The organism is Acinetobacter sp. YH12021, assembly GCF_013420145.1.
Taxonomy (GTDB): Bacteria; Pseudomonadota; Gammaproteobacteria; order Pseudomonadales; family Moraxellaceae; genus Acinetobacter; species Acinetobacter towneri.
In genome coordinates this window covers 1-24,601 of record NZ_VOYT01000005.1, presented here as the reverse complement: position 1 = coordinate 24,601, position 24,601 = coordinate 1, and the positions used below count along the sequence as shown (strand labels likewise).

At 41.5% G+C, this 24,601-nt stretch carries 20 protein-coding genes; 9 read left to right on the top strand and 11 right to left on the bottom strand.

The features are described 5' to 3' along the window. Positions 1-43: 43 nt before the first annotated feature. The 6 genes from cysG to rplU all read right to left on the bottom strand — a co-directional run bounded on the left by cysG (position 44) and on the right by rplU (position 5,641). The gene (gene cysG, locus FTT91_RS06160; RefSeq protein WP_167845839.1) at positions 44-1,414 is read right to left on the bottom strand and encodes a siroheme synthase CysG; all 1,371 of its coding nucleotides are present in this window, start codon (positions 1,412-1,414) and stop codon (positions 44-46) included. 63 nt (positions 1,415-1,477) lie between these two features. Then, positions 1,478-2,749 carry a serine--tRNA ligase gene (gene serS / locus FTT91_RS06155; RefSeq protein ID WP_179996285.1) on the bottom strand — a complete coding sequence of 424 codons (1,272 nt, stop codon included), beginning with the start codon at positions 2,747-2,749 and terminating at the stop codon, positions 1,478-1,480. Positions 2,750-2,869: 120 nt separating this feature from the next. Next, positions 2,870-3,667, bottom strand: coding sequence for an RsiV family protein (locus FTT91_RS06150; protein ID WP_131260689.1), 798 nt, complete (start codon positions 3,665-3,667; stop codon positions 2,870-2,872). A 459-nt stretch (positions 3,668-4,126) separates the two neighbouring features. Next, positions 4,127-4,825 (bottom strand): outer membrane lipoprotein chaperone LolA, encoded by a 699-nt coding sequence (gene lolA / locus FTT91_RS06145; RefSeq protein WP_096902723.1) that lies wholly within the window; start codon positions 4,823-4,825, stop codon positions 4,127-4,129. Positions 4,826-5,055: 230 nt separating this feature from the next. Continuing rightward, on the bottom strand, positions 5,056-5,310 hold the full coding sequence (gene rpmA, locus FTT91_RS06140; protein ID WP_004760935.1) for a 50S ribosomal protein L27: 255 nt from the start codon (positions 5,308-5,310) through the stop codon (positions 5,056-5,058). A 19-nt stretch (positions 5,311-5,329) separates the two neighbouring features. Next, positions 5,330-5,641: a 50S ribosomal protein L21 gene (gene rplU / locus FTT91_RS06135; protein WP_004972275.1), complete on the bottom strand. Its 312-nt coding sequence runs from the start codon at positions 5,639-5,641 to the stop codon at positions 5,330-5,332. A 472-nt stretch (positions 5,642-6,113) separates the two neighbouring features. On the opposite strand from rplU, the gene sdsA reads away from it, so the two are divergent. The 8 genes from sdsA (at position 6,114) to FTT91_RS06095 (ending at position 16,837) form a co-directional block, all read left to right on the top strand. Further along, a complete protein-coding gene (gene sdsA / locus FTT91_RS06130; RefSeq protein ID WP_104853134.1) occupies positions 6,114-7,091 on the top strand; it encodes an All-trans-nonaprenyl-diphosphate synthase in 978 nt (325 codons plus the stop codon). A 12-nt stretch (positions 7,092-7,103) separates the two neighbouring features. After that, on the top strand, positions 7,104-9,164 hold the full coding sequence (locus tag FTT91_RS06125) for a site-specific recombinase (RefSeq protein ID WP_004972279.1): 2,061 nt from the start codon (positions 7,104-7,106) through the stop codon (positions 9,162-9,164). A gap of 142 nt (positions 9,165-9,306) precedes the next feature. Continuing rightward, a complete protein-coding gene (locus tag FTT91_RS06120; protein ID WP_004972280.1) occupies positions 9,307-9,924 on the top strand; it encodes a phosphatase PAP2 family protein in 618 nt (205 codons plus the stop codon). Between the two features lie 21 nt (positions 9,925-9,945). Continuing rightward, positions 9,946-11,208 (top strand): efflux RND transporter periplasmic adaptor subunit, encoded by a 1,263-nt coding sequence (locus FTT91_RS06115; RefSeq protein ID WP_180005767.1) that lies wholly within the window; start codon positions 9,946-9,948, stop codon positions 11,206-11,208. Between the two features lie 13 nt (positions 11,209-11,221). Further along, complete coding sequence (locus tag FTT91_RS06110) at positions 11,222-14,401, top strand: efflux RND transporter permease subunit (RefSeq protein ID WP_180169152.1); 3,180 nt, start codon at positions 11,222-11,224, stop codon at positions 14,399-14,401. Continuing rightward, on the top strand, positions 14,401-15,846 hold the full coding sequence (gene adeK / locus FTT91_RS06105) for a multidrug efflux RND transporter AdeIJK outer membrane channel subunit AdeK (RefSeq protein ID WP_178319252.1): 1,446 nt from the start codon (positions 14,401-14,403) through the stop codon (positions 15,844-15,846). Before FTT91_RS06110 ends, adeK begins: the two co-directional genes overlap by 1 nt. A gap of 141 nt (positions 15,847-15,987) precedes the next feature. After that, a complete protein-coding gene (locus FTT91_RS06100) occupies positions 15,988-16,344 on the top strand; it encodes a YbjQ family protein (RefSeq protein WP_004972285.1) in 357 nt (118 codons plus the stop codon). A gap of 31 nt (positions 16,345-16,375) precedes the next feature. Further along, a complete protein-coding gene (locus FTT91_RS06095; RefSeq protein WP_004972286.1) occupies positions 16,376-16,837 on the top strand; it encodes a YbjQ family protein in 462 nt (153 codons plus the stop codon). 27 nt (positions 16,838-16,864) lie between these two features. Here the strand turns inward: FTT91_RS06095 and FTT91_RS06090 are convergent, their stop codons facing one another. From FTT91_RS06090 to FTT91_RS06080, 3 genes are read right to left on the bottom strand one after another with little or no spacing between them, the layout of a single operon-like run. Continuing rightward, entirely contained in the window at positions 16,865-17,662 is a 798-nt protein-coding gene (locus FTT91_RS06090) for a hypothetical protein (RefSeq protein WP_180072203.1), read from the bottom strand. Positions 17,663-17,715: 53 nt separating this feature from the next. Next, entirely contained in the window at positions 17,716-18,522 is an 807-nt protein-coding gene (locus tag FTT91_RS06085) for an SDR family NAD(P)-dependent oxidoreductase (protein ID WP_004972288.1), read from the bottom strand. A 42-nt stretch (positions 18,523-18,564) separates the two neighbouring features. Next, positions 18,565-19,233: a hypothetical protein gene (locus tag FTT91_RS06080; protein WP_004972289.1), complete on the bottom strand. Its 669-nt coding sequence runs from the start codon at positions 19,231-19,233 to the stop codon at positions 18,565-18,567. Between the two features lie 251 nt (positions 19,234-19,484). On the opposite strand from FTT91_RS06080, the gene FTT91_RS06075 reads away from it, so the two are divergent. Further along, entirely contained in the window at positions 19,485-22,379 is a 2,895-nt protein-coding gene (locus tag FTT91_RS06075; protein ID WP_180169151.1) for a valine--tRNA ligase, read from the top strand. 46 nt (positions 22,380-22,425) lie between these two features. Here the strand turns inward: FTT91_RS06075 and FTT91_RS06070 are convergent, their stop codons facing one another. Together FTT91_RS06070 and FTT91_RS06065 are read right to left on the bottom strand one after the other, a co-directional pair. Next, on the bottom strand, positions 22,426-23,463 hold the full coding sequence (locus FTT91_RS06070) for a DUF4435 domain-containing protein (RefSeq protein WP_180169150.1): 1,038 nt from the start codon (positions 23,461-23,463) through the stop codon (positions 22,426-22,428). Then, complete coding sequence (locus FTT91_RS06065) at positions 23,453-24,364, bottom strand: AAA family ATPase (protein WP_373686107.1); 912 nt, start codon at positions 24,362-24,364, stop codon at positions 23,453-23,455. The genes FTT91_RS06070 and FTT91_RS06065 overlap by 11 nt, the downstream gene beginning before the upstream one ends. Positions 24,365-24,601 lie beyond the last annotated feature (237 nt).

The window sequence follows — 24,601 nt, the reverse complement described above, 5'->3', positions numbered from 1 at the left end:
TAGGAACTCCCCTCTTTTTAAAAGAGGGGTTGGGGGAGATTCATTACCATTTCAACTGTTCACGTAAATTGACCACTTCACCAATAATGGTCAAGGTAGGCGCCTGAATGTGGTGCTGTGCGACTTTACTGGCAATATCCGCCAACGTCCCCACCACCACTTTTTGTTCAGGGGTCGTGCCTTTAGAAATTAAGGCGACAGGCATATCCGCCCGTTGTCCATGTGCAATCAGTTTTTCACAAATGCTTTCTAAGCCAATCAAGCCCATATACAGCACCAAAGTCTGGTGTTCATACACCAATTCTGACCACGGCAATTCAGGCGAACCTTCTTTTAAATGCCCAGTAAGGAAACGCACACTTTGCGCATAATCTCGATGAGTCAGTGGAATGCCTGCATAAGCCGAACAGCCCGAGGCTGCGGTGATGCCCGGTACGACCTGAAATGACACACCTGCTTCATACAATTCTTGAATTTCTTCACCGCCACGCCCAAAAATAAACGGATCGCCACCTTTTAAACGGCAAACTCGCTTACCTGCTTGTGCATATTTCACCAATAATGCATTGATGCCTTCTTGCGGTACAGCATGGTTAGAACGTGCTTTTCCGACATAGACTTTTTCGGCATCACGGCGACACAATTCTAAAATAGGTGCAGACACCAAACGATCATAAATCACCACATCGGCTTGCTGCATTAAACGCAAGGCTTTTAAGGTCAGTAACTCAGGATCACCTGGCCCTGCACCAACCAAATACACCTCGCCTTTCGGTGTTTGCCATTCCGCTAAAGCCTGTTGGATACTTTGGTTTGCAGCGTCAAGATTGTCGTTGAACACCTGTTCTTTAAGAGGACTGGCATATAGCTCCTCCCAAAAAATACGGCGCTCATCTGGATTTACAATTTTCTGTTTTACTGCGGCACGCCACTGACCTGAAAACTCTGCCAGTTTGCCCATACCATGCGGAATGGTACTTTCCAATTGTGTACGAATTTGACGTGACAATACAGGCGATGTGCCATTACTCGCGACTGAAATCACCAAAGGCGAACGGTCAATGATGGCAGGCACCATAAAACGGCAATGTGGTGGATCATCAACACTATTGACCAGCACATTTTCGGCTTCGCAAGCTGCAAAAACTTGCTGATTGACCAAATTGTTATCCGTTGCAGCAATCACCAAACGATAGTGACGTAACGCAGTAGATGGACTAAAAACATCCTGTACATACTGCCCCTGACTTTGTTGCACCAGTTGCAATAAATTGACATCAATTTCAGGGGCAAGCACATCAACTTTTGCGCCCGCTTTAGCCAGTAACACCGCTTTGCGATAAGCAATATGCCCACCGCCCACAATCAGACAAGGTTGCTGCTGCAACTTTAACGAGATTGGAAAAATATCCACACTAAACCTCAATATTTAAATCTGATTGTAAGCAATTTCATCCTAAGTCGACCTGCACTCAACTTAGTCAATAAACTCTAAACCGCCCATGTACGGACGTAATACTGCAGGAATTTCAATCGAACCATCGGCACGTTGATAGTTTTCCATAACAGCCAATAAAGTACGTCCTACCGCCAAACCTGAACCGTTTAATGTATGCACAAATTCAGTTTTCTTTTGGTCGGCACGGTAGCGTGCTTTCATACGACGCGCTTGGAAATCCCCCATGTTTGAGCATGATGAAATTTCACGGTAAGTGTTTTGACTTGGCACCCAAACTTCTAAGTCATAGGTTTTGGTTGCGCCAAAGCCCATATCGCCACCACATAGAATAATTTTACGGTACGGTAAACCAAGTGCCTGCAAAATACCTTCTGCATGTCCAGTCAATTCTTCTAAAGCCTGCATTGAGGTTTCTGGTTTTACAATCTGCACCATTTCGACTTTATCAAATTGGTGTTGGCGGATTAAACCACGAGTATCGCGACCATAAGAACCTGCTTCGCTGCGGAAACAAGGGGTATGAGCGGCATATTTTAATGGCAAGCGTTCAGGATCAATGATTTCATCACGCACAAAGTTGGTTACTGGAACTTCGGCAGTTGGAATTAGATAGTGTTCTTTTTCACCTTGTAGCTTGAACAAATCTTCTTCAAATTTAGGCAGCTGACCAGTACCACGCAATGAATCTGCATTGACCAAATACGGTACATACGCTTCGGTATAACCATTTTGAACAGTATGCGTATCTAACATGAACTGTGTAATCGCACGTTGTAAACGCGCCAATGGCCCTTTCAGAACGCTAAAACGAGAACCTGTTAATTTGGTTGCAGTTTCAAATTCCAAACCACCCATCATTTCGCCAAGGTCGGTATGATCTTTAATTTCAAAATCAAACTGGCGTGGTGTGCCCCATTTCAATACTTCCACATTATCAGCTTCATCTTTACCTTCAGGCACAGACTCATCTGGCAAGTTTGGAATAGACAATGATTTAGCTTCTAACTCATCTTGTAACTCTGCCAAAGCCACTTCAGCGGCTTTGATTTCATCGCCAATAGCAGCCATGCGAGCCATAATTTCAGAAGCATCACCACCTGCTTTTTTAATCTGACCGACTTGTTTTGCGCCCGAATTACGCTCTGCCTGTAATGCTTCGGTTTTAGATTGCAATTCTTTACGACGTGCTTCAAGTGCTGCCCACTCTGCCACATCTAATTGCACACCACGTTTTGCCAAGGCTAAATTTACAGCCTCAATATTATTTCTGAGTAATTTCGGGTCAATCATAGCCAATCTTGGAATAAGAAAAAAACTGGCTATAGTGTAAGCGCTTCGGGTTAAAAAATACAGTAACCCGATTCACGGCTGCACCTTATTACAGCAATCTCTGCGTATTTTTGTGCAATTTTATTGGCTAGGATACTGCGGCAAACTTGGCAAATATTCAGACTTTATTAATTTTTCTGTCGCGTAGTAAGGCAGAATCAACTCAGGCATACCTTCTGCATAAGATGCCAATTCATACAACGGGTAGACAAAGACCAAACCATTGGCGCCATAATAAAAATTATCGCTCAGTTTAAACTTTTCACGGGAAATATCATGTTCATCTAGCCAGTTATAATTATGGTTAAATAATTCTTCTGTCATTTTGGCTTCCGTATTGGGCAGCATAATATCTTGCAACGCCAAACGCTTTTTCTGTTTTAAATCAAAAGTCACAAATTCTTGGTGATGAATACCATGTGCTGCACCCGCAGGGTAACTATAGCTTTGCAAACTAAACGTCGCTAAATTGGCATGTTGCCCGATATAACGCACATAGCTCGAACTCTGACTCAGTCGCATAGGATCGGTTTCTTCTACCTTTGGCGTTGCAGTTGATGCCGCAGCTTCAGAAAATGCAATTGGGTCTGCCTTTTGCAAACGCTGCATAAAATATTCATCAATCCACGCCACATTGGTTTTTACTGTCTGAATATCGTAAGCAGTACAGCCTTCTTCATCACAAATTTGCTGTTGTGGCAATTTAAGCGCCACCACTTTAGCTTGAATCACAGGAATCTCGGCTGTGACAGATGCAGGCGCAGCTTGCTCAGTTTCGGTTTTAGAAGTTGCCTCACTCTTTGGCTGACATGCAGTCAACAACAGAACCGAACTTAAAGCGACAGCACCCAAAAACACCTGTGATTTTAAATATTGCATTAAATTCCCCTTCTACCACGATTCATAAAGTCCAATGATTAGAAATGCAAACCTGCACAAATCTTGCGATAAAATTGCTTCAATTGAATTAGTCAAGACTATAGATAACTCTCGCTGTTCAATCCTAGAGCAGTTGTGTAACGGAATAATCGGGGGATAAAGTTGCTTAAAATTAATGCTCATATTTTTGTATGATTATTTTTATTTTTTCATTATAAATCAAAATATTGATAACACATCATTAGTGCAAAATGATGATCTGTGATGACTCAGTCTATATCCTGCATACTGCAAAATGTGAATTATCCCAAGATTTATCCACAGAAATTGTGGATTTCTCGGGAAGAATATTCAAATAAATTTCCGCTATGCTGAAGCTGAAAACCTTCTCCCTGTGGGAGAAGGCTAGGATAAGGAATAACAAATTATGCTTTTAAAAGAATGTATGAAAACATTCAATTATTGATCAATAATGTCCGTGCCTTTTGGTGGAGTAAAATTAAAAGTTGAGGCTGGTATCGCCGCATTGACTTTTACATTATTAAAGCGCACATGCGTGGTTTGTCCCAATGAGTCCTGTAAAATCATTAAGGTTGGCGCGTTACGCGCACCAAAACTAATGGTTAAACTCTGAAATACGCCATCATCACTTTTTGGGTATAAGGTGTAATAAGTCTTTGACTTATTCGGCTGGGTCACACGATACGACTGCATGATTTGATTGGTATTGCCCGAAAGCAACAACGCAGGCGTATTTGCCACTTGATCATCTAGGCTTTGGCGTACAGCTTGTTGTAAGTCTGGGTCATAAATCCATACGGTTTTACCCGTAGTCACAATTGTTTGTTTGGCTGGACTGGTGGTTTCCCAAAAGAATTTACCTGGACGCTCAACTTTCATAACCCCTTTAAAATTCTGGTTCATGTGCTGTGCCGATAAACCACGGTTTGGCAAAGCCTTGCCATTGTTGCTAACTTTTGTGGTTTGCTCAAAATTGGCGGTAAAACTTTTAATACCATTCAATTGTTTAACAAGGTTTGCTGTCGCTTGTTGCTCCGATGCTGCCACTGGCGCAGCAAACACTGTAGTACTCATGATTGGCGCCAAAGTGGTTGCACCCAATGCCACAGCACACATCGTTTTACGAAGCATATTCATAGATTCACCTTTTTATATTTGCTCAATCGCAATGTTTTGGATGTCCCATCTTAAACCAATTTCTGGCGCTAATATGATAGAAAATAAGAAGTTTTGTATGCTTATTAATATAAAATGTAGAAATTTATCCATCATGATGAAGAACTAAAAGTTATCCTTTGACCCTAATTTCCCATCATACAAGCATAAAAAAACCCACAATCACTTGTGGGTTTTTTCACTATTTCAGCTTACGCTTCAACAGATACGTAGCGACGGCCAAATTGACCTTTCACTTCGAATTTTACTACGCCGTCAGCAGTAGCAAATAAAGTATGGTCACGGCCCATACCTACGTTTGCACCAGCGTGGAATTCTGTACCACGTTGACGAACGATGATGTTACCAGCAGTTACAGTTTGACCACCGTAAACTTTAACACCTAACATCTTAGGATTCGAATCACGACCGTTCTTAGTCGATCCACCGGCTTTTTTAGTTGCCATGTCTATTTACTCCTAGTGATTAGCCTGCAATACCAGTAATTTTCAACTCGGTAAACCATTGACGGTGACCTTGTTGCTTACGGTAGTGTTTACGACGACGCATTTTAACAATACGGATTTTGTCGTGACGACCATGACCAACCACTTCTGCAGTTACTTTAGCGCCAGCAACAACTGGAGCACCGATTTGAACGTTGTCACCGTTTACAACCATTAATACGTCATCAAACGTAATAGTTGCGCCAGTTTCAGCTTTCAATAATTCAACTTTAAGGGTTTCACCCTCAACAACACGGTGCTGTTTACCACCGCTTTGGATTACTGCGTACATAATGTACTCCAAACATGCCCGTGTCGTCGTGCCGATAAAGGGATATATCGATCTTAAAACGAACGCCACTGGGGGTTATTCAAGGGCAAAGATTTTAAGCGATATTCGCACAAACAACAAGCCATTTACGGCAATTATTGCACAACAAGGTTGATTATTTAATACCCAGCCGCGTAAATGACTTTCTGCAGCCTCATCCATATTCAATGGATCAATCAATACAGACAGATTGTGTTGGCGTAAACTGCTGTGCTTGTTAAAATCATGCCCAACTTGAGCAAATAACTGAATTTACCCACAAAGTTATTGACTTCGTTTTCTAGTAGAATTAACAATTACAGCATTTGGCAGGTGCCTAACTATTGCATTCATTGCGTTATTTTCGCAGACTTAAGCAGTTTTCTTGGCTGTAACATAAGTTACAACTGATTCAACTAAGTTGTCATTCAATATTATTGAGGTTTCTCTTCACATGACCATCGACTTTAAGCAAGACATTCTCGCCCCTGTTGCTTCTGATTTTGCCGCGATGGATACATTTATTAATGAAGGGATTACCTCTAAAGTCGCGTTAGTGATGGCGGTTAGTAAGCATGTGGTCGAAGCTGGCGGTAAGCGCATGCGTCCAATTATGTGCCTACTTGCTGCCAAAGCTTGTGGTGCAGAAGATTTAGAACGTCAACGCAAACTGGCTGCAATTATTGAAATGCTGCATACCGCAACTTTAGTGCATGATGATGTGGTGGATGAGTCTGGTTTACGTCGTGGTCGACCTACTGCTAACGCCACTTGGAATAACCAAACAGCGGTTTTAGTCGGTGACTTTTTAATCTCCCGCGCCTTTGACTTATTGGTCGATTTAAACGATTTGGTATTGCTAAAAGACTTTTCTACAGGGACTTGTGAAATTGCCGAAGGTGAAGTTTTACAATTACAGGCACAGCATCAACCTGACACTACAGAACAAATTTATTTAGACATTATTCACGGCAAAACTTCACGTTTATTTGAACTTGCCACTGAAGGTGCAGCAATTTTAACAGGCACGCCACAGTACCGTGAGCCGTTGCGTTTATTTGCAGGACACTTTGGCAATGCCTTCCAAATTATTGATGATATTTTAGATTACACATCAGACGCTGAAACATTAGGTAAAAATATTGGCGATGATTTAATGGAAGGCAAACCAACTTTGCCTTTAATCTCTGCATTAAGAAATACCACTGGCGAACAACATCAAATTATTCGTCGCAGTATTGCGACAGGTGGTACTTCTGACCTCGATCAGGTTATTGCCATTGTGCAGTCCTCTGGCGCTCTCGATTATTGCCGCCAACGTGCCACAGAAGAAACAGAAGCCGCTATTGCCGCTTTAGAAGCACTGCCAGACTCGGAGTATCGTCAGGCCTTAAAGAATTTAGCCTTATTGGCTTTACATCGCATTCAATAATTTAAGCAGCTTATGCATATAAAACTCAACGATTTATTTAGAAAAATGCAAGAACAGCTGGATACACCAAAAGCTGTTCTGGATGAAAATCTGCTGATTGAACTGGTCAATCGTATCCGTCCAAGTGACACTCAAGATTTAGAAGAAACTCATCAAAAGTTTCAAGCTTTCTTACAAGCCTTGCTGCTGACACCCGATGCCAGCTCAACCTTGCAACATTTTGTTTTACGTCTAATCAATCAATACAAACAAACCAGTTTATATGCCGACACGGGAATTTTATCGCTCGATGGTTTTTGGAATCAGTTGTTTCAGCGTTTGGGCGCGCACTTTTTACCGCTGATTAATGATGAAAGCCAACTGCAAGATTTAGTCCGTCGAGTTTTTCCACTACGTAGTGATAAATACTGGCTCGACAATATTGAAGATACCGAATGGCAGCAATTATTTACTTTACTGAATCGCGGACATGGCGGACAAACACAAAAACGCCTGATTCGCAGTGAAATTATTAAAGCTCTAACAGTGCTGTCATATCGGGTCAGCGGCATTGGTTTATATCCTGAATTTATTAGTGCCTATCCTGAACTAAGTGAATATGATTCACCTTTTTTGGCACAAAACCGCGAAATCAACGAGTTTATTCAGCTTTATAAAGTTGCCGATCAGCAACACGATCAAATCAGTGCCATTCAACCACCCGATGCCTCTCAAGCTTTGGTAATGATTGACCAATGTCATGATGTCAGCAGTAAAATTCGTCGTGCGACTAAACGTACTGGCGTCAGTATCAGCCTGACTTATTTATTGTCTTTACTGGAACAATGTTTAGAGCGGATTGAGCTGTTGCTAAATTTAATCGTGGCGCAAGACAAAGTCCGTTATGTTTCGGCAGGACAATTACTGGTAGATGTAACTGCGGCATTGTATAGCGAACGCAGTGTACGCTCCTTGCTTGCAGAAAACAGTGAGTTAATTGCCTTACAAGTCACTGAAAATGCTAGTAAAACGGGTGAGCATTATGTAAGTACCGACAAAGACGGCTTTTGGGGCATGTATAAAGCTGCGGCAGGTGCAGGTGTTTTAATTGCCACGATGGCGACTTTAAAAACCCTCGCCTCGCGTTTAGTGCTCGCTCCGATGATGCAGGCCATCATCAACAGCATGATTTATTCATTTGGTTTTATGCTGATTCATGTCTTGCACTTTACTGTTGCCACCAAACAACCCGCAATGACTGCTGCAGCATTGGCTTCTACGGTACAGCATCGTAAAGGCTCTAAAATGGCACAAATTGCCGAACTTGCTGCCTTAATTATTAATATTATCCGCACGCAGTTCGTCGCCATTTTGGGCAATATCTCGATTGCCATTCCAGTCGCAGCCTTAATTGCTTTTAGTTGGGATGCCATGTTGCATGAACCGTTGATGTCACATGCCAAAGCATCCAATATGCTGCACGACTTGAATCCGTTTACTTCACTTGCCATTCCACATGCCGCCATTGCAGGGGTATTTTTATTTCTGTCTGGTTTGATTGCAGGTTATTTCGATAACATGGCCGTGTATCGTAAAGTCGGGCCACGCCTAAAAGCCCATCTGCATTTAAAAAAGCTACTCGGGCAAGAACGTCTCAATATATTTGCCAATTATATAGAACGAAACTTAGGGGCTTTGGCAGGTAATTTCCTGTTCGGGATTATGCTCGGCAGTACCGCCACACTGGGTTATATTTTGGGTTTACCGATTGATATTCGCCACATTGCCTTCGCTTCTGCCAACTTTATTCAGGGTTTAATGAATATTAATGGCTCACCTGAAATTGGCCTGATTATTGTGTCCTTTTTAGGCGTACTGCTAATTGGTTTAACCAACTTATTTGTCAGCTTTACTTTAACCATTATTGTGGCATTGCGTGCGCGTCGGGTACGTTTTGAACAGTGGAAACCTTTGGCAAAATTGGTGCTGACTCACTTCTTAACCCGTCCAAGTGATTTCTTTTGGCCACCGAAACAACCAATTACAGTGGATGACGATTCATCCTCAAATACTGAACGAAATGCTAAAATTTAGTGCACATTTACATTGCGCACAAAGTAACAAAAAAAGAAATTCTTCTCATTTACATTGGCTTGAAATAAGGTGTACTGACTAGTACACTTTATTCCATTCATCAACCGTGCTCAAATCGGTTAAACTTACAGGGATTTTTAGCATGCCTAAAATACTGCTTTATCTCGGTAGTTTACTATTTATAATCAGTGTGTTAGTGCTAAACATTCCAAGTTGGCAACAATTTGATGTTGCCAGTGTAGAGTTTTTAAGTACCCAGCGCACCGCACATTTGAATCAATTGGCAATCACACTTTCTGTATTAGGTGGCATGCCATTTGTATTATTTTTAACCTGCCTATGGTGTTTCTATTTGGCATGGTATAAAAAATACACAAAAATTGTTTTTATCAGTGTAGGACTGGTCGTAAGTATTGCGCTTTCATGGCTGCTCAAATACCTATTCGCGCGACCCCGCCCGCCTGAAGCATTGCATTTGGTGGAAACTTTTGGCGCATCATTTCCAAGCGCTCATAGTTTTTATGCTGCAACTTTAGGTTGTTTGGTGATTTACCTGAGTTTGCAACATCCAGCGCATAAAATTTTGTCTGTGTGCGCGTGGTTATGGATGTTGCTGATGGGCATTTCCCGTGTGTATCTGGGAGTGCACTATCCTTCAGATGTCCTCTCTGGTTGGAGCATAAGTTTTATTTGGATCACATTGTGGTATCTGTTTTGCGCTCAATATCTGCAAGACAAACCCATACATAAGTTTAGATAAAAATCTAATAGAGGTGAAAGAATGATGTCTGCAAAGCTTTGGGCTCCTGCCCTGACTGCTTGCGCATTAGCCACAAGTTTAGCACTTGTGGGTTGTAGCAAAGATCCAAAAGATGCACAGCAAGCAGGTGCAGCTCAGCAAATGCCACCGACTGAGGTTGGCGTACTGGTGGCACAGCCACAAAGCGTGGAACAGTCTGTAGAACTGTCTGGACGTACCACAGCCTTTGAAATTTCAGAAGTTCGCCCACAAACCAGTGGTGTGGTTCTGAAACGTTTATTTACCGAAGGCAGCTACGTGCGTGAGGGTCAGGCGCTTTATGAAATTGACTCACGTACCAACCGTGCCAGTCTAGACAGTAGCCGTGCAGCACTCACCCGCCAGCAAGCGCAATTGAATGTGTTACGCATTAAAGAAGGTCGTTACCGTCAGTTGGTAGGCAGCAATGCAATCTCTAAACAAGAATATGATGACATTGTGGCACAGGTAAAACTTGCCGAAGCCGATGTTGCTGCGACTCAAGCAGAAGTACGCAATGCCGAAATTAACCTAGGCTATTCGACTGTACGTGCCCCAATTTCAGGGCAAACTAACCGCTCTACTGTGACTGCAGGTGCATTGGTTACTGCGAGTCAGGCGGAACCGTTGGTGACGATTCAACGCTTAGACCCAATTTATGTAGACATCAATCAGTCCAGCGCAGAGTTACTACGTTTACGTCAGCAATTGAGTCAAGGTAGTTTAAATAGCAGCAACAACACCAAAGTAAAATTAAAACTTGAAGATGGCAGCTACTACCCTGTTGAAGGTCGTTTGGCTTTTTCTGATGCCAGCGTGAACCCAGAAACAGGCACCGTGACTTTACGCGCCGTGTTCCCAAATTCAAATCATTTATTATTGCCAGGTATGTTTGCCACTGCGCAAATTGTGCAAGGTGTGATTCCTAACGCAATCTTAATTCCACAAGCTGCGATTAGCCGTACCCCAACAGGTCAGGCAATGGCAATGATTGTGAATGCCAAAGGTATTGTTGAACCGCGTCCTGTGACCACAGTTGGTACGCAAGGCAGCAACTGGATTGTGACTGAAGGTTTGCAAACTGGCGATAAAGTGATTGTCGAAGGTATTGCCAAAGTAAAACCTGAACAGCAAGTGGTCGCTAAGCCGTATCAACCGCAAGGCGCTGCTCCACAAGCCGCACCTGCTGCACCAGCAAAATCGGGTGATGCCCAACCAGCCTCAGAAGCCCAAGCCACTGAACCAAAAGCTACTTCAAATGCATAAGGAGTAGACGTTAATGGCTCACTTTTTTATTCATCGCCCCATTTTTGCATGGGTGATTTCATTGGTAATCATGTTGGCGGGGATTATTACCCTCACCAATATGCCAATTGCCCAATATCCGACCATTGAACCGCCAACGGTCACCATTGCTGCAACCTATCCGGGTGCATCTGCTGAAACTGTGGAAAACACAGTAACGCAAATTATTGAACAACAAATGAACGGCTTGGATGGTCTGCGCTATATTTCATCCAACAGTGCGGGGAACGGTTCTGCATCCATTACGTTAAACTTTGAACAAGGTATCGACCCAGATATTGCACAGGTTCAAGTACAGAACAAATTGCAATCTGCTACGGCGCTCTTGCCTGATGATGTGCAACGTCAAGGCGTGAAAGTGACCAAATCAGGAGCGAGCTTCTTACAGGTTCTCGCTTTTTATTCACCTGATGAAAGCCTGTCTGCCGATGATATTAAAGACTATGTTAACTCTAACATTTCTGAACCGCTGAGCCGTGTTGCAGGTGTGGGTGAAGTACAAGTCTTTGGTGGCTCATACGCGATGCGTATTTGGATGGATCCTGCCAAAATGGCAAGCTTGCAAGTCACACCAAGTGATATTGCTCAAGCGATTCGTACCCAAAACGCACAGGTTGCGGTAGGTCAATTGGGCGGCGCACCTGCAATTCAAGGTCAGGCTTTGAATGCTACAGTAACTGCGCAAAGCTTGCTGCAAACACCTGAACAATTCAGCAATATTTTTCTAAAAAATACCGCTTCAGGCGCTCAAGTGCGCTTGGGTGATGTGGCACGAATTGAACTTGGTGCAGACAACTATCAGTTTATTTCTAAATACAACGGCAAGCCTGCGGGCGGTGTCGCAATTAAATTATCTACAGGTGCTAACGCCCTAGATACTGCTGCTGCTGTGGAAGAACGCCTCAAGCAATTACGTCCTAACTACCCTGCGGGTTTAAAGGATGAGTTGGCTTTTGATACCACGCCATTTATTGAACTTTCGATTAAGAGTGTTGTTAAAACCTTAATTGAAGCGATCATTTTGGTCTTTATTGTGATGTTCCTGTTCTTGCAGAACTGGCGCGCCACAATTATTCCAACTATGGCCGTACCTGTGGTGGTACTGGGTACCTTTGCCGTGATCAACATGTTTGGCTTCTCGATTAACACCCTGACCATGTTTGCCATGGTACTGGCGATTGGTCTATTGGTCGATGACGCAATTGTCGTGGTGGAAAACGTAGAACGTGTCATGGTCGAAGAACATCTTGACCCTGTGGCGGCGACTGAAAAGTCGATGAAACAGATTTCAGGCGCACTGATCGGGATTACCTCGGTATTGTCTGCGGTATTCGTACCTATGGCATTCTTTGGTGGGACTACAGGCGTTATTTATCGTCAATTCTCAATTACGCTTGTGACTGCAATGGTGTTGTCACTGGTCGTAGCGTTGACCTTTACCCCTGCCCTATGTGCCACGATTCTTAAACAACACGATCCAAACAAGCCTGAAAGCAACGGTATTTTTGCGCGTTTCTTCCGCTGGTTTAACCGCAGTTTTGATAAGCTCTCGGTTAAGTATCAAGGCGGTGTTAACCGCATGACGCATCATAAAATCTTCTCGGGGGTTTTATATGCAGTGGTACTGGGCATTATTGTGTTAGTGTTCCAAAAACTACCATCATCATTCTTGCCTGATGAAGATCAGGGCGTGGTGATGACATTGGTACAACTCCCACCAAATGCAACTTTGGAACGTACTGACGCCACCATGACCAGCATGACCAACTTTTTCAGAGAAAATGAAAAAGAGCATGTGCAGTCGGTATTTAGTGTTTCAGGCTTCTCTTTCTCAGGCGTTGGTCAAAACGCAGGTATGGCGTTCATTAAGTTAAAAGACTGGAGTGAGCGTACAAGCCCTGAATCTCAAGTTGGTGCAATTATCCAGCGTGGTATGGCACTGAACATGATTGTGAAAGATGCCACTTACATCATGCCATTACAGCTTCCTGCGATGCCAGAATTAGGTGTCAGCTCAGGCTTTAACTTGCAACTGAAAGATGCTGCGGGCAATGGTCATGAAAAACTCACCATGGCACGTAATATTGTGTTGGGTGAAGCATCTAAAGACCCTCGCTTAATGGGCGTACGTCCAAATGGTCAAGAAGATACACCACAGTACCGTATTATTATTGACCAAGCGCAAGCAGGTGCGGCAGGTGTCAGCATTGCTGAAATCAACAGCACCATGGGCATGGCTTGGGGTGGTTCGTACATCAATGACTTTATTGACCGTGGTCGCGTGAAAAAAGTCTATGTGCAAGCCGAATCTGATTCACGCATGATGCCTGAAGACCTGAACAAGTGGTATGTCCGCAACAACCGTGGTGAAATGGTGCCATTCTCTGCCTTTGCAACAGGTGAATGGACTTATGGTTCACCTCGTTTGGAACGCTATAACGGCGTATCTGCCAAGAACATTCAGGGTGCACCTGCGCCAGGTGTCAGCTCTGGTGAAGCCATGCAAGCGATGGAAGAAATTGTCGCAAAACTTCCATCTATGGGCTTAAACGGCTTTGACTATGAATGGACAGGTTTATCACTTGAAGAACGTGAATCGGGCGATCAGGCACCATTCCTCTATGCACTGTCATTACTGATTGTATTCTTGTGTTTGGCAGCCTTGTATGAAAGCTGGTCTATTCCATTCTCGGTGCTGTTGGTGGTACCGTTGGGTATTGTCGGAGCATTATTGCTCACCTTCGGGGGCATGATCTTGTTCAAAAACCCGAACCTATCCAACAACATTTACTTCCAAGTGGCAATTATTGCCGTGATTGGTTTATCAGCCAAAAACGCGATTTTGATTGTGGAATTTGCCAAAGAGCTACAAGAAAAAGGTGAAGACCTGTTTGAAGCGACCTTGCATGCTGCAAAAATGCGTTTACGCCCAATCATTATGACCACTTTGGCCTTTGGTTTTGGTGTATTGCCGCTTGCACTTTCATCAGGTGCGGGTGCAGGTAGCCAACACTCAGTAGGTTATGGTGTGTTAGGTGGTGTGATTAGCTCAACCTTGTTAGGGATCTTCTTTATTCCTGTATTCTATGTCTGGATTAGAAGTATCTTTAAATACAAACCAAAACAACAAAATAATCAGGAGCATGTATCGTGATGCAAAACTTATGGTCGCATACAGGCCGTGGTATTGCGGTTTCTGCCCTCGCGCTTGCTTTGACAGCTTGTCAAAGTATGCGTGGGCCAGAGCCCGTCGCTCAGGCAAGTATTCCAAGCAGCTATACTGCTGCTGCATCGGGTACTTCAGTGGCTGAACAAGGTTATAAAGATTTCTTTGCCGATCAACGCTTATTACAAGTTTTGGATATGGCATTGAACAATAACCGTGATTTACGCACAGCGACGCTGAATATCCAACGTGCCCAACAAGCCTATCAAATTACCGAAAACAACCAGTTACCTACCATTGGTGCTAGCGGTGGCGTACTGCGTCAAGACCAAGGTACTGCTTTAGGCACACACACACGCTATAACGTTGGTTTAGGTGTAACTGCCTACGAACTAGATTTTTGGGGTCGTGTACGCAGCTTAAAAGACAATGCATTAGATAACTTCTTGGCAACTCAAAGCTCGCGTGATGCCACACAAATTGCCTTGATTGGTCAGGTGGCGCAAGCATGGCTCAACTATTCTTTTGCCAATGCCAATTTAAAACTGGCAGACCAAACCTTAAAAACACAGCTTGAGTCTTATAACCTCAACAAAAAGCGTTTTGATGTCGGCATTGATAGTGAATTACCTGTCCGTCAGGCACAAATTTCAGTTGAAACTGCACGTAATGATGTCGCCAACTACAAAACCCAAGTCGCGCAAGCACAAAACTTGCTGAACTTGTTGGTGGGCGAACAAGTTCCAAGTGCGTTATTGCCAACGCAGCGTGTGACGCACATTACCAAAACTACCGCAATTGGCGCTGGCTTACCAAGTGACTTGCTGAATAACCGTCCTGATATTCGTACTGCAGAGTATCGACTGTCGGCTGCGGGTGCCAATATTGGTGCAGCAAAAGCACGTTTATTCCCAAGCATTAGCCTCACGGGCAATGCAGGCTATGCATCAACTGACTTGAGTGATTTATTTAAATCAGGCAGTTTTGTTTGGGCAGTGGGCCCGAGCATCGACTTGCCAATTTTTGATTGGGGCACACGCCAAGCCAACATCAAAATTTCAGAAACGGATCAACAAATTGCTTTGGCTGACTATGAAAAATCAATTCAGTCTGCATTCCGTGAAGTGAATGATGCTTTGGCAGTTCGTCAAAATATTGGTGATCGTTTAGCGGCACAAAAACGCTTGGTTGATGCGACCAATACCACTTATAAATTATCTAATGCACGCTTCCGCGCAGGCATTGACAACTATTTAACCGTGTTGGATGCACAGCGTACGTCTTATGCAGCAGAACAAGGTTTATTGTTGTTGGAACAAGCCAATTTGAACAATCAGGTGGAGTTGTATAAATCTTTGGGTGGCGGTGTGAAAGCCAATACTTCAGATGCCACATCACAACCTGCATCATCGGCAGAACGTAAAGCGCAATAAGTCTTTGCGTCTACCTTAAATTTGCTGCTTAACAGCTCAGATATAAAGACTAAATCAGCTCACTTCGGTGGGCTTTTTTATTGCTTTTTGCAAGCACATTTCATATCTTCAATACGTCTTGTTTTTAAATATTAGAATCTTATGTTGCTTAGTAATCTTGAATCTGTACCAGGTCATCGTATTTCACGGCAAATTGATGTGGTCTATGGCAGCACCGTACGCAGTAAGCATGTGGGGCGTGACTTCTTGGCAGGACTCAAAAATATTGTCGGTGGTGAATTAACGGCTTATACCGAATTACTAGAAGAATCACGCCAAGAAGCGATGGATCGTATGATTGCTAAAGCACGTGGTTTAGGTGCCAATGCTATTGTTGGGATTCGCTTTTCTACTTCAAATATCGCTCAAGGTGCTTCGGAATTGTTTGTTTATGGTACAGCAGTGGTGGTCGAGGCAGATATTCCTAAACTTCCAGACCCATTTCCAGCATCACACTAAAGCAAAGATTATTGAACAGGAATAACATCACATGGATAATTTAATTCTGCAAATTGTTGTCTTTGCGATTTTATTTGCCGTAGGCTTTGGTTTTGGGCGACACAACGAACGCAAACATTTCAAATATTTAGCCGAGCAAGAACTGCGTTTAAGTTATATTCAGATTGATAATAACCGCTTCCAGACCAGTCCCAATTTTGGGCAATTGATACACAGCAATGTGGTCATTTCTCATGATTATTTTAAGTTTGTGATTGCCAATATTCAGAACTTCTTTGGCGGGCGCTTGACCAGTTATGAAAGTATTGTCGAGCGGGCGCGTCGTGAAGCCATCGTCCGTTTAAAATTAGAAGCTGAAAAAATGGGCGCAAATCATATTATGGGGCTGCGTTTAAGCACCACAGAATTGGGGATGCAAGGCGGCATGGTCGAAGTCTTTGCTTATGGAACGGCGGTTCAAAATAGCGTTAGTCAATTCTCTGCAAAACGCTGAGTACATCTTTCAGCGTTTGTAAAGAATTTAGTATAAATACTGATCTCGATAAGGCTGAGGAATTTGATATTGCCGACCATCAAATTTTAAAGTGAAACGCTGTTGAGTAGACACTCGTTTAGTTTCTTTGCAATTTTCTAAATCGCCCGACATTTCATAATGTTGAATACGATCACGTAATTGCATATCAAAATATTGTCGAGTTGTATTTCGCAAGATCATTAAAATAGCTTTGCTTTCTATTACTTTGGCATTACAACGTGTATCGGTTTCTGCCTGATAGCGCGCTACGATTAAGCCGTTTAAAATTTTCTTGTTATGTTGTAAATCATATAAATCGAGTACTTGCGCCGAAAATGGATTGGCACTTGAACGTCCTGCATAATTCCTTCTTAAACCAATTGCCCTTAAGCTTTCAGAAACTTGATACGGCGCCAAATCTAATTGGATAGAACGCAGTTCAATTGCATCTGAAGGCAAAAGCTCTTTCACGTGATAGATTGAATGAAGCTTTTGCGTTTTACTATTTACGGTTAAAAAAGTCAGCTGATAATCATCTACAGGTTGATCATCTTTTGTCTGAGTTTCAGCATAAGCAATTAAAGTTTGTTCAGGAACATTGGGGAAATCCGCACAAGCCAAAAAGTCCTCATTCACTGTGGTTGTATTTGTGTGCTGTCGTAAAATCTTTTCAATATATTCAGGTTGTTTACACAACGAATCATCGTTTGTTTGTAATTTGGCAAATGTCGTTTGAGTCATCCCTAAGAAAGCGAAAAGCCACGCGCTGATAAATAAAAAAATACCTTTCATCATTAAACGCATGGCTCATCCTTCTTTTTGTTTTTATTTTATTTTGAAGTCACTTTGATTAAAAATTACTTCACTTTGGTTTTACGAATCATTTTATATAAAGTACTTGGCGATAAACGCGACACCAACACGCCCAGTTTTTCTTTAGCACCCCCGACCACGATATATTCATCGCCTGCCATGAGTGCTTTAACTGTATTTTTAGCAAAAACATCGGCATCTAAACCATTTTCAATGGCTTCATCTTGATGTCCTTGTGGTTTGCCTTCACCATTCAACGCATTAAAAGACACATTGGTATTCACAAATCCTGGGAAAACAACTGAAACCTGTACGCCCTGCTCCGCTACTTCGGCACGCAAACTATTCGCCCACATGTGAATGGCACTTTTCGCTGCAGAATATGACGCGCGATATTGCGTACCCAATAATGCTGCAACACTAGATACAAAAATAATGCGACCATGTTTTTGCTGTAAAAAGGTCGGCAAGACAGTTTTGGTCAGAAAGACCTGAGAAAAATAATCCACTTCCATAATGGTGCGTTCAGTCTGCATGGTCGTATCAGCAATTAAAGCGCGCTGACTTAAACCTGCATTATTAATTAGCCAGTCAATGCGTCCTTTACGTGCCAAAACTTGTTCATACGCATGTAACACCTGACTTTCATTGGTAATATCTGCACATACAGAAAGATGACGTTCAGGATTCAGCAAACTCACGCGTACTTTTTCAAGTTCTTCATAACGACGTGCGGTTAAAATCACTTGTGCACCTTGTAAAGCACACTCTTTTGCCAATGCCTTACCAATGCCAGAAGATGCACCTGTAATCCACACCACTTTATGTTCCAAGTTTTCCCGTTTTGCCATAACCGTTTGTCCGCGTTATTTAAAAATTTAAGTCATCAAAATTTAAGTCTTAGGTTTTGCAGGATGCTGCAAAAACCCAAGAAAATGGTTTAAATATATCTCTGCACTTTCCAAATCGAATTGCGCACCCATTTTTTCTAGGCGTTTATACCCCAGTTGCGTAGTCAAATGAATCACGCCGTTTAAAGTTTTATCGACCACCAAATTAAATTTCAGCATTTTTTTCGGATCACGAATTAAATAACCCACGCCCTGATCAATAATTTGAGTAAACCCTTTAAATGCAGGCGCAATACATGCACTGTTGCCCTGCCGAATTTGCTCAATACAACCCAACGTTTCTTTCATAACAATACTATCGACAGGATAAGTCACAAAACCTTGCCCTTCCTGCTGATACATCATGCTTGCCAGATAATTCACCATAGGCGTTAAGCGTTCATTGCCAAAAAACGACACCGACCATGGCATATATTTTTGCATGGTTTGTATGACTTGCTGAATAATTTTTTCAGATTCACCATCCAGTGAATGGCTAGAACGTGACAATTCACCAAAAAGTTGCTCAATAATTTCACATGAAATATCGGTCAGTACCGCCCCCAAAGCTTTAGATAAACTTTCCGATTCACCTGCATTGAGTTGTTGATGAATGTGTTGAAATCTTTGATATGTTTCTGGTTTTAATTTTAAAGATACAGCATAAGTCATAACTGAACTTGCCTATTTTGACAGTATTGATGTGTTTTCATCTATTTTAAAATCCATTGCTTAAACCCAGTTTAAAACAGTGTTACAGGCAACGGAGAACTTGAAGTTTTTATCATACTTGTCGCCCATCATACGATGAGTTTGCCCAACTGCCAATTGCGATAAGTTTGGCTGAGTTGGATCTCGCTTAGCGGGCAATTTTTTTGCTACAATAGTTGCAATTTTTTATTCACTTTTAACCTGTTCTTACTATGACTGATTCAGCGCAAAATATTGCTACAACCTACGATCCTACCGAGATCGAGAAAAAATGGTACAAGACTTGGGAAGAAAATGGCTACTTTAAGCCGTCAGAAAAAGGCGAATCATTCTGTATCATGATTCCGCCGCCAAACGTCACAGGTAGCTTGCACATGGGTCATGGTTTTAACAACGCCATTATGGATGCCCTCACGCGCTTTAACCGTATGTCGGGTAAAAATACTTTATGGCAACCGGGTACAGACCACGCGGGTATTGCCACACAAATGGTAGTAGAGCGTCAATTGGGCGCGCAAAATATCAGCCGCCATGACTTAGGTCGTGAAAAATTCATCGAAAAAGTCTGGGAATGGAAAGAACAATCTGGCGGTAACATTACCCGTCAAATCCGCCGTTTAGGTTCTTCGGTAGATTGGTCACGTGAACGCTTCACTATGGACGAAGGCTTATCGAATGCGGTGAAAGAAGTTTTCGTGAAATTACACGAAGAAGGTTTAATTTACCGCGGCAAACGCCTTGTAAACTGGGATCCAAAATTACAAACTGCCCTTTCTGACTTAGAAGTTGAGTCGGATAAAGAAGAACAAGGTTCATTGTGGCACTTCAAATATTTCTTTGAAGATAAATCACTACGCACTCACGATGGTAAAGATCACATTGTAGTGGCAACCACTCGTCCTGAAACATTGCTGGGTGATACTGCGGTTGCGGTTGCCCTTGATGATGAGCGTTACTCGCACCTTGTTGGTCAAAACATCATCCTGCCAATTACAGGTCGTGCTATTCCAATCGTAAAAGATGAATATGTCGATAAAGAATTTGGTACAGGCTGTGTAAAAATTACCCCTGCACACGACTTCAATGACTATGAAGTGGGTAAACGCTGCGAATTGCCAATCATCAATATCTTCAACAAAAATGCTGAAGTATTGGCTGAATTTGAATATATCGAAAAAGCAGGTGAACAAATTTCTAAAACCATTCCTGCACCTGCAGACTACATTGGTTTAGAGCGTTTTGAAGCACGTAAGAAATTGGTTGAGCAAGCTGAAGCTGAAGGCTGGTTAGATCAGATCCAACCGTACACGCTAAAACCACCTCGCGGTGACCGTTCGGGCGTAATTGTTGAGCCATTATTGACTGACCAATGGTATGTGAAAATTGCACCGTTAGCGCAACCTGCAATTGAAGCGGTGCAAGATGGTCGCATCAAGTTCGTGCCTGAGCAATACAGCAATATGTATATGGCGTGGATGAACAACATTCAAGACTGGTGTATCTCGCGTCAATTGTGGTGGGGTCACCGTATTCCTGCTTGGTACGATGCTGAAGGCAATGTTTATGTAGGTCGTAACGAAGAAGAAGTTCGTACGAAAAATAATATCCCTGCCGATGTTCAATTAAACCAAGACGAAGACGTACTCGATACATGGTTCTCCTCTGCACTTTGGACATTCTCGACCTTAGGTTGGACGGGTGATGCCAAGAAAGATGCAGAAAACTACTTCTTAAATACCTTCCACTCCACTGATGTATTGGTGACAGGTTTTGACATCATCTTCTTCTGGGTGGCGCGTATGATCATGATGACCATGCACTTCATGAAGAATGAAGATGGCACGCCACAAGTACCGTTCAAAACAGTTTACGTTCACGGTTTGGTACGTGACAGCGAAGGTCAAAAAATGTCGAAGTCTAAGGGCAACGTGCTTGACCCATTAGACTTGATTGACGGTGTAGATCTTGAAACTTTAGTGCAAAAACGTACGACGGGTTTGATGAACCCGAAACAAGCGGCAAAAATTGAAAAATCGACCCGCAAAGAATTCCCAGAAGGGATTCAGGCTTATGGCACAGACGCGGTTCGTTTTACCTTCTGCGCATTGGCAAATACAGGTCGTGACATCAAGTTTGATATGAAACGTGTGGAAGGTTATCGTAACTTTGCCAACAAAATTTGGAATGCTACCCGTTTTGTATTGATGAATGTTGAAGGTCAAACGGTTGGTCAAGAGGCACGTCAAGACCTTTGGGAATTGCCTGAACAGTGGATTGTGAGCCGTTTACAAAAGGCAGAGCAAGCTGTTCATCAAGCGTTTGCAACTTACCGTTTAGACTTGGCTGCGCAAGCGATTTATGACTTTATTTGGAATGAATACTGCGACTGGTATGTAGAGCTAACCAAACCTGTTCTGAATGATGAGTCTGTTTCTGAAGAGCGTAAAGCGGAAGTGCGTCGCGTATTGCTTGCGGTGATGGAAGCTTCTTTACGTCTTGCTCACCCAATCATGCCGTACTTGACGGAAGAAATTTGGCAGACCCTTGCACCAATGATTGGCTTGGGTGGTGAAACCATTATGTTGGCAAACTACCCTGTTGCAGATGAAGCCAAAATTAACGAACAAGCCGAAGCAGATATGCAATGGCTACAAGGTTTGATTGGTGCGGTGCGTAACATTCGTGGTGAGATGGGTCTAGGTAACGCTCGCTTGTTGCCTGTTCTGCTTCAAAACACAACTGAGGCGGAAAAAGCGCAAATCGCACGTATTGAACCGTTATTTAAAGCATTGGCAAAAGTTGAAAGCATTACCTTCCTAGCGGATGCTGAACAACCACCATTGTCTTCTTCTTCTGTAGTCGGTCATGTGTCTGTATTCGTTCCGATGAAGGGTTTAATTGACCCTAAAGCGGAATTGGGTCGTCTACAAAAAGACTTAGACAAGGTTCAAAAGCAACATGATCAAATTGCCACTAAACTTGGCAATGAAGGTTTTGTCGCGAAAGCCCCTGCGGCTGTAGTTGAAGGTGAGAAAGTGAAACTTGCTGAGTTTGCTGACCAGTTAGCGAAGATTAAAGCGAATATGGAACAGATTGCGGCGCTTTAATGCTGTAGTTTGATTCAAAAAAATCCCCTCGTTTGAGGGGATTTTTTTATGCACTCATAGGTAACTTTTCTTGAATTATATTATCCAAAAAATTCAACAAACATGGTGGTACGTCTGCAAAAGGTGCTAAATTAGAGGAAGCCTCTACCAAGTCTGTAGATTTTAACCTTACATTTAATAAGTTCTTTGCCTGAGTTCTATCATTTAATTGATCATTGAACAATCTAGTCTGATTTCTTACATTAAAACATAGACTATTTTTGTCTGCTTCATCTCTTAATAAGTCATGAAGATAACGTATATAAAAATCAAAAATAATTTTACCTCTAATAAAATTATTAAGTGCATCAGAGTTCAATCCATCATATTTCGATCTCACCTCATCGTAAAACTCTCTTTTAACATATCTATCCAAATTATCCACCCAATCCTGCATTGTTTGTGTCAAGTTAAATTGAAAACCATTAACAGATACGATTGATTGAGTTAGCTTAAATTTACTCACATGAGTTTTTTTCTCACTTGAAATCCCTTTTTTTTCCATGAGATAACCAGTGCGAACAATAGCCTCTATATCTTTAATTAAACTAAAAAATTGATCACGGCATTTTAAATAATTTGTTGTCGCACTTTCAAAATCTTGGCTAAATTCATTGAAGTCTTTTACATGAAATTTAGCTTCTAATAATCTCTGAAATGCTGAAATCGTTGTATAAAAGTTTTCATAAGAGTAACAAGGAGTTACATAGGTTCGATCGCTATATTCAGGAATAAATTCTTCATCATAATCATGATCTACAAAACCGAAAAAAATAGAATTCCGATAATCTTTCGAATCACATTTTTTTAAATATTCAATATAATCTAAAACCTTTTCTCGAAATCCACATCGAATAAATGCTATTTTTTTATTTGGAAATTTAGTTTTTACAACTGAATTATAGTAAGGTTGATCGTCACCTTCGATACCTATAAATATTTCGTAGCCTTTACTCTTTGCTATACCAAATTCAATAATATATAAAGGAGCTTCTTCAGCTTCATTTAACAAGTCATCTACTCTATTAAACATATCAGAACTCACTTACATAATTCCTAATATCCGATGTAGAGAACTTCAAATCATTTTTAAATATGAATGGAGAATGCGTAGTTACAAATAAAAAATCACATCGATTTGAATCTAAAATATCTGGCAAAAGATTCTTCTGCCATTCAACTGATAGCGACAATTCTGGTTCATCAAAAATTATCCAAAATTTCTTATTTGTTAAATTATCCAAAAGTTTGCTTTCATTTGACCAATCAAGATCATTTAATGGTAATAAGTAAAGCTTAGCAAACAATGAGACTATTTGTTTTTCTCCAGATGAAAAAACATTAAAACTCAACTCCTTACCATTCTGAAACAATTGAATTTTCATATTTTCAGGACAATATTTAATCGTTTTACCCACAAGATAATTATTACAAACAGTTGTATATTTTATAATTTCATTTTCAACTTTTTTTTGTTTTTCATAAATATCTATCATATTTATTAACAGCAAATTAATATAATTACTATCACCACCATCAGAAACATACTTTAGAAGAATTTTTTCTTTATTTTTTTCATCTATACTATTTCCAATACGTCCTAGTATTAATCTTATATCATCAACCGTATAATTTTCTAATTTAGATTTATCAATCTTTATAGATTCGCCTATATATTGTTCAATAATTTTATTATTAATTTTAGAGAAAGCCTCTACACTATAATCTTTTATTTTTTTAAAAATATCTGAATAAAGTGTGACAACATCTTTAATTCCAAAAGATATATGTGAGTCTTCTTTAACTTTAAAATCTCCCAAAATTTCGGAAGAATCATTTTCAATTCTTCTATATGTGGGTAAAAAAATAGTTGATATTTTAGGGTTATAATATTCACTTCTCTTTAAATTTCTTATTTCTGATATCCTAAACTCAAGTTCACGCATAAGAAAATCTAAAACTTCTCTAGAAAATCTATTCCTGTCCAACCTACCTCTTACATGCATTTTTCTATTATAGATTTCAAACTCACCAGATCTTAAATAGAAATATATTTTAGATCTCTTGCATAAATCAAAAAACAACCAATTTAGTGATTATTTTTCGTACCGATCAATAAGCCATATTCGGTTATCATTGTTGCATGAACTACTCAAAAGTAAAAACATTGCCAAGCCAGCAGT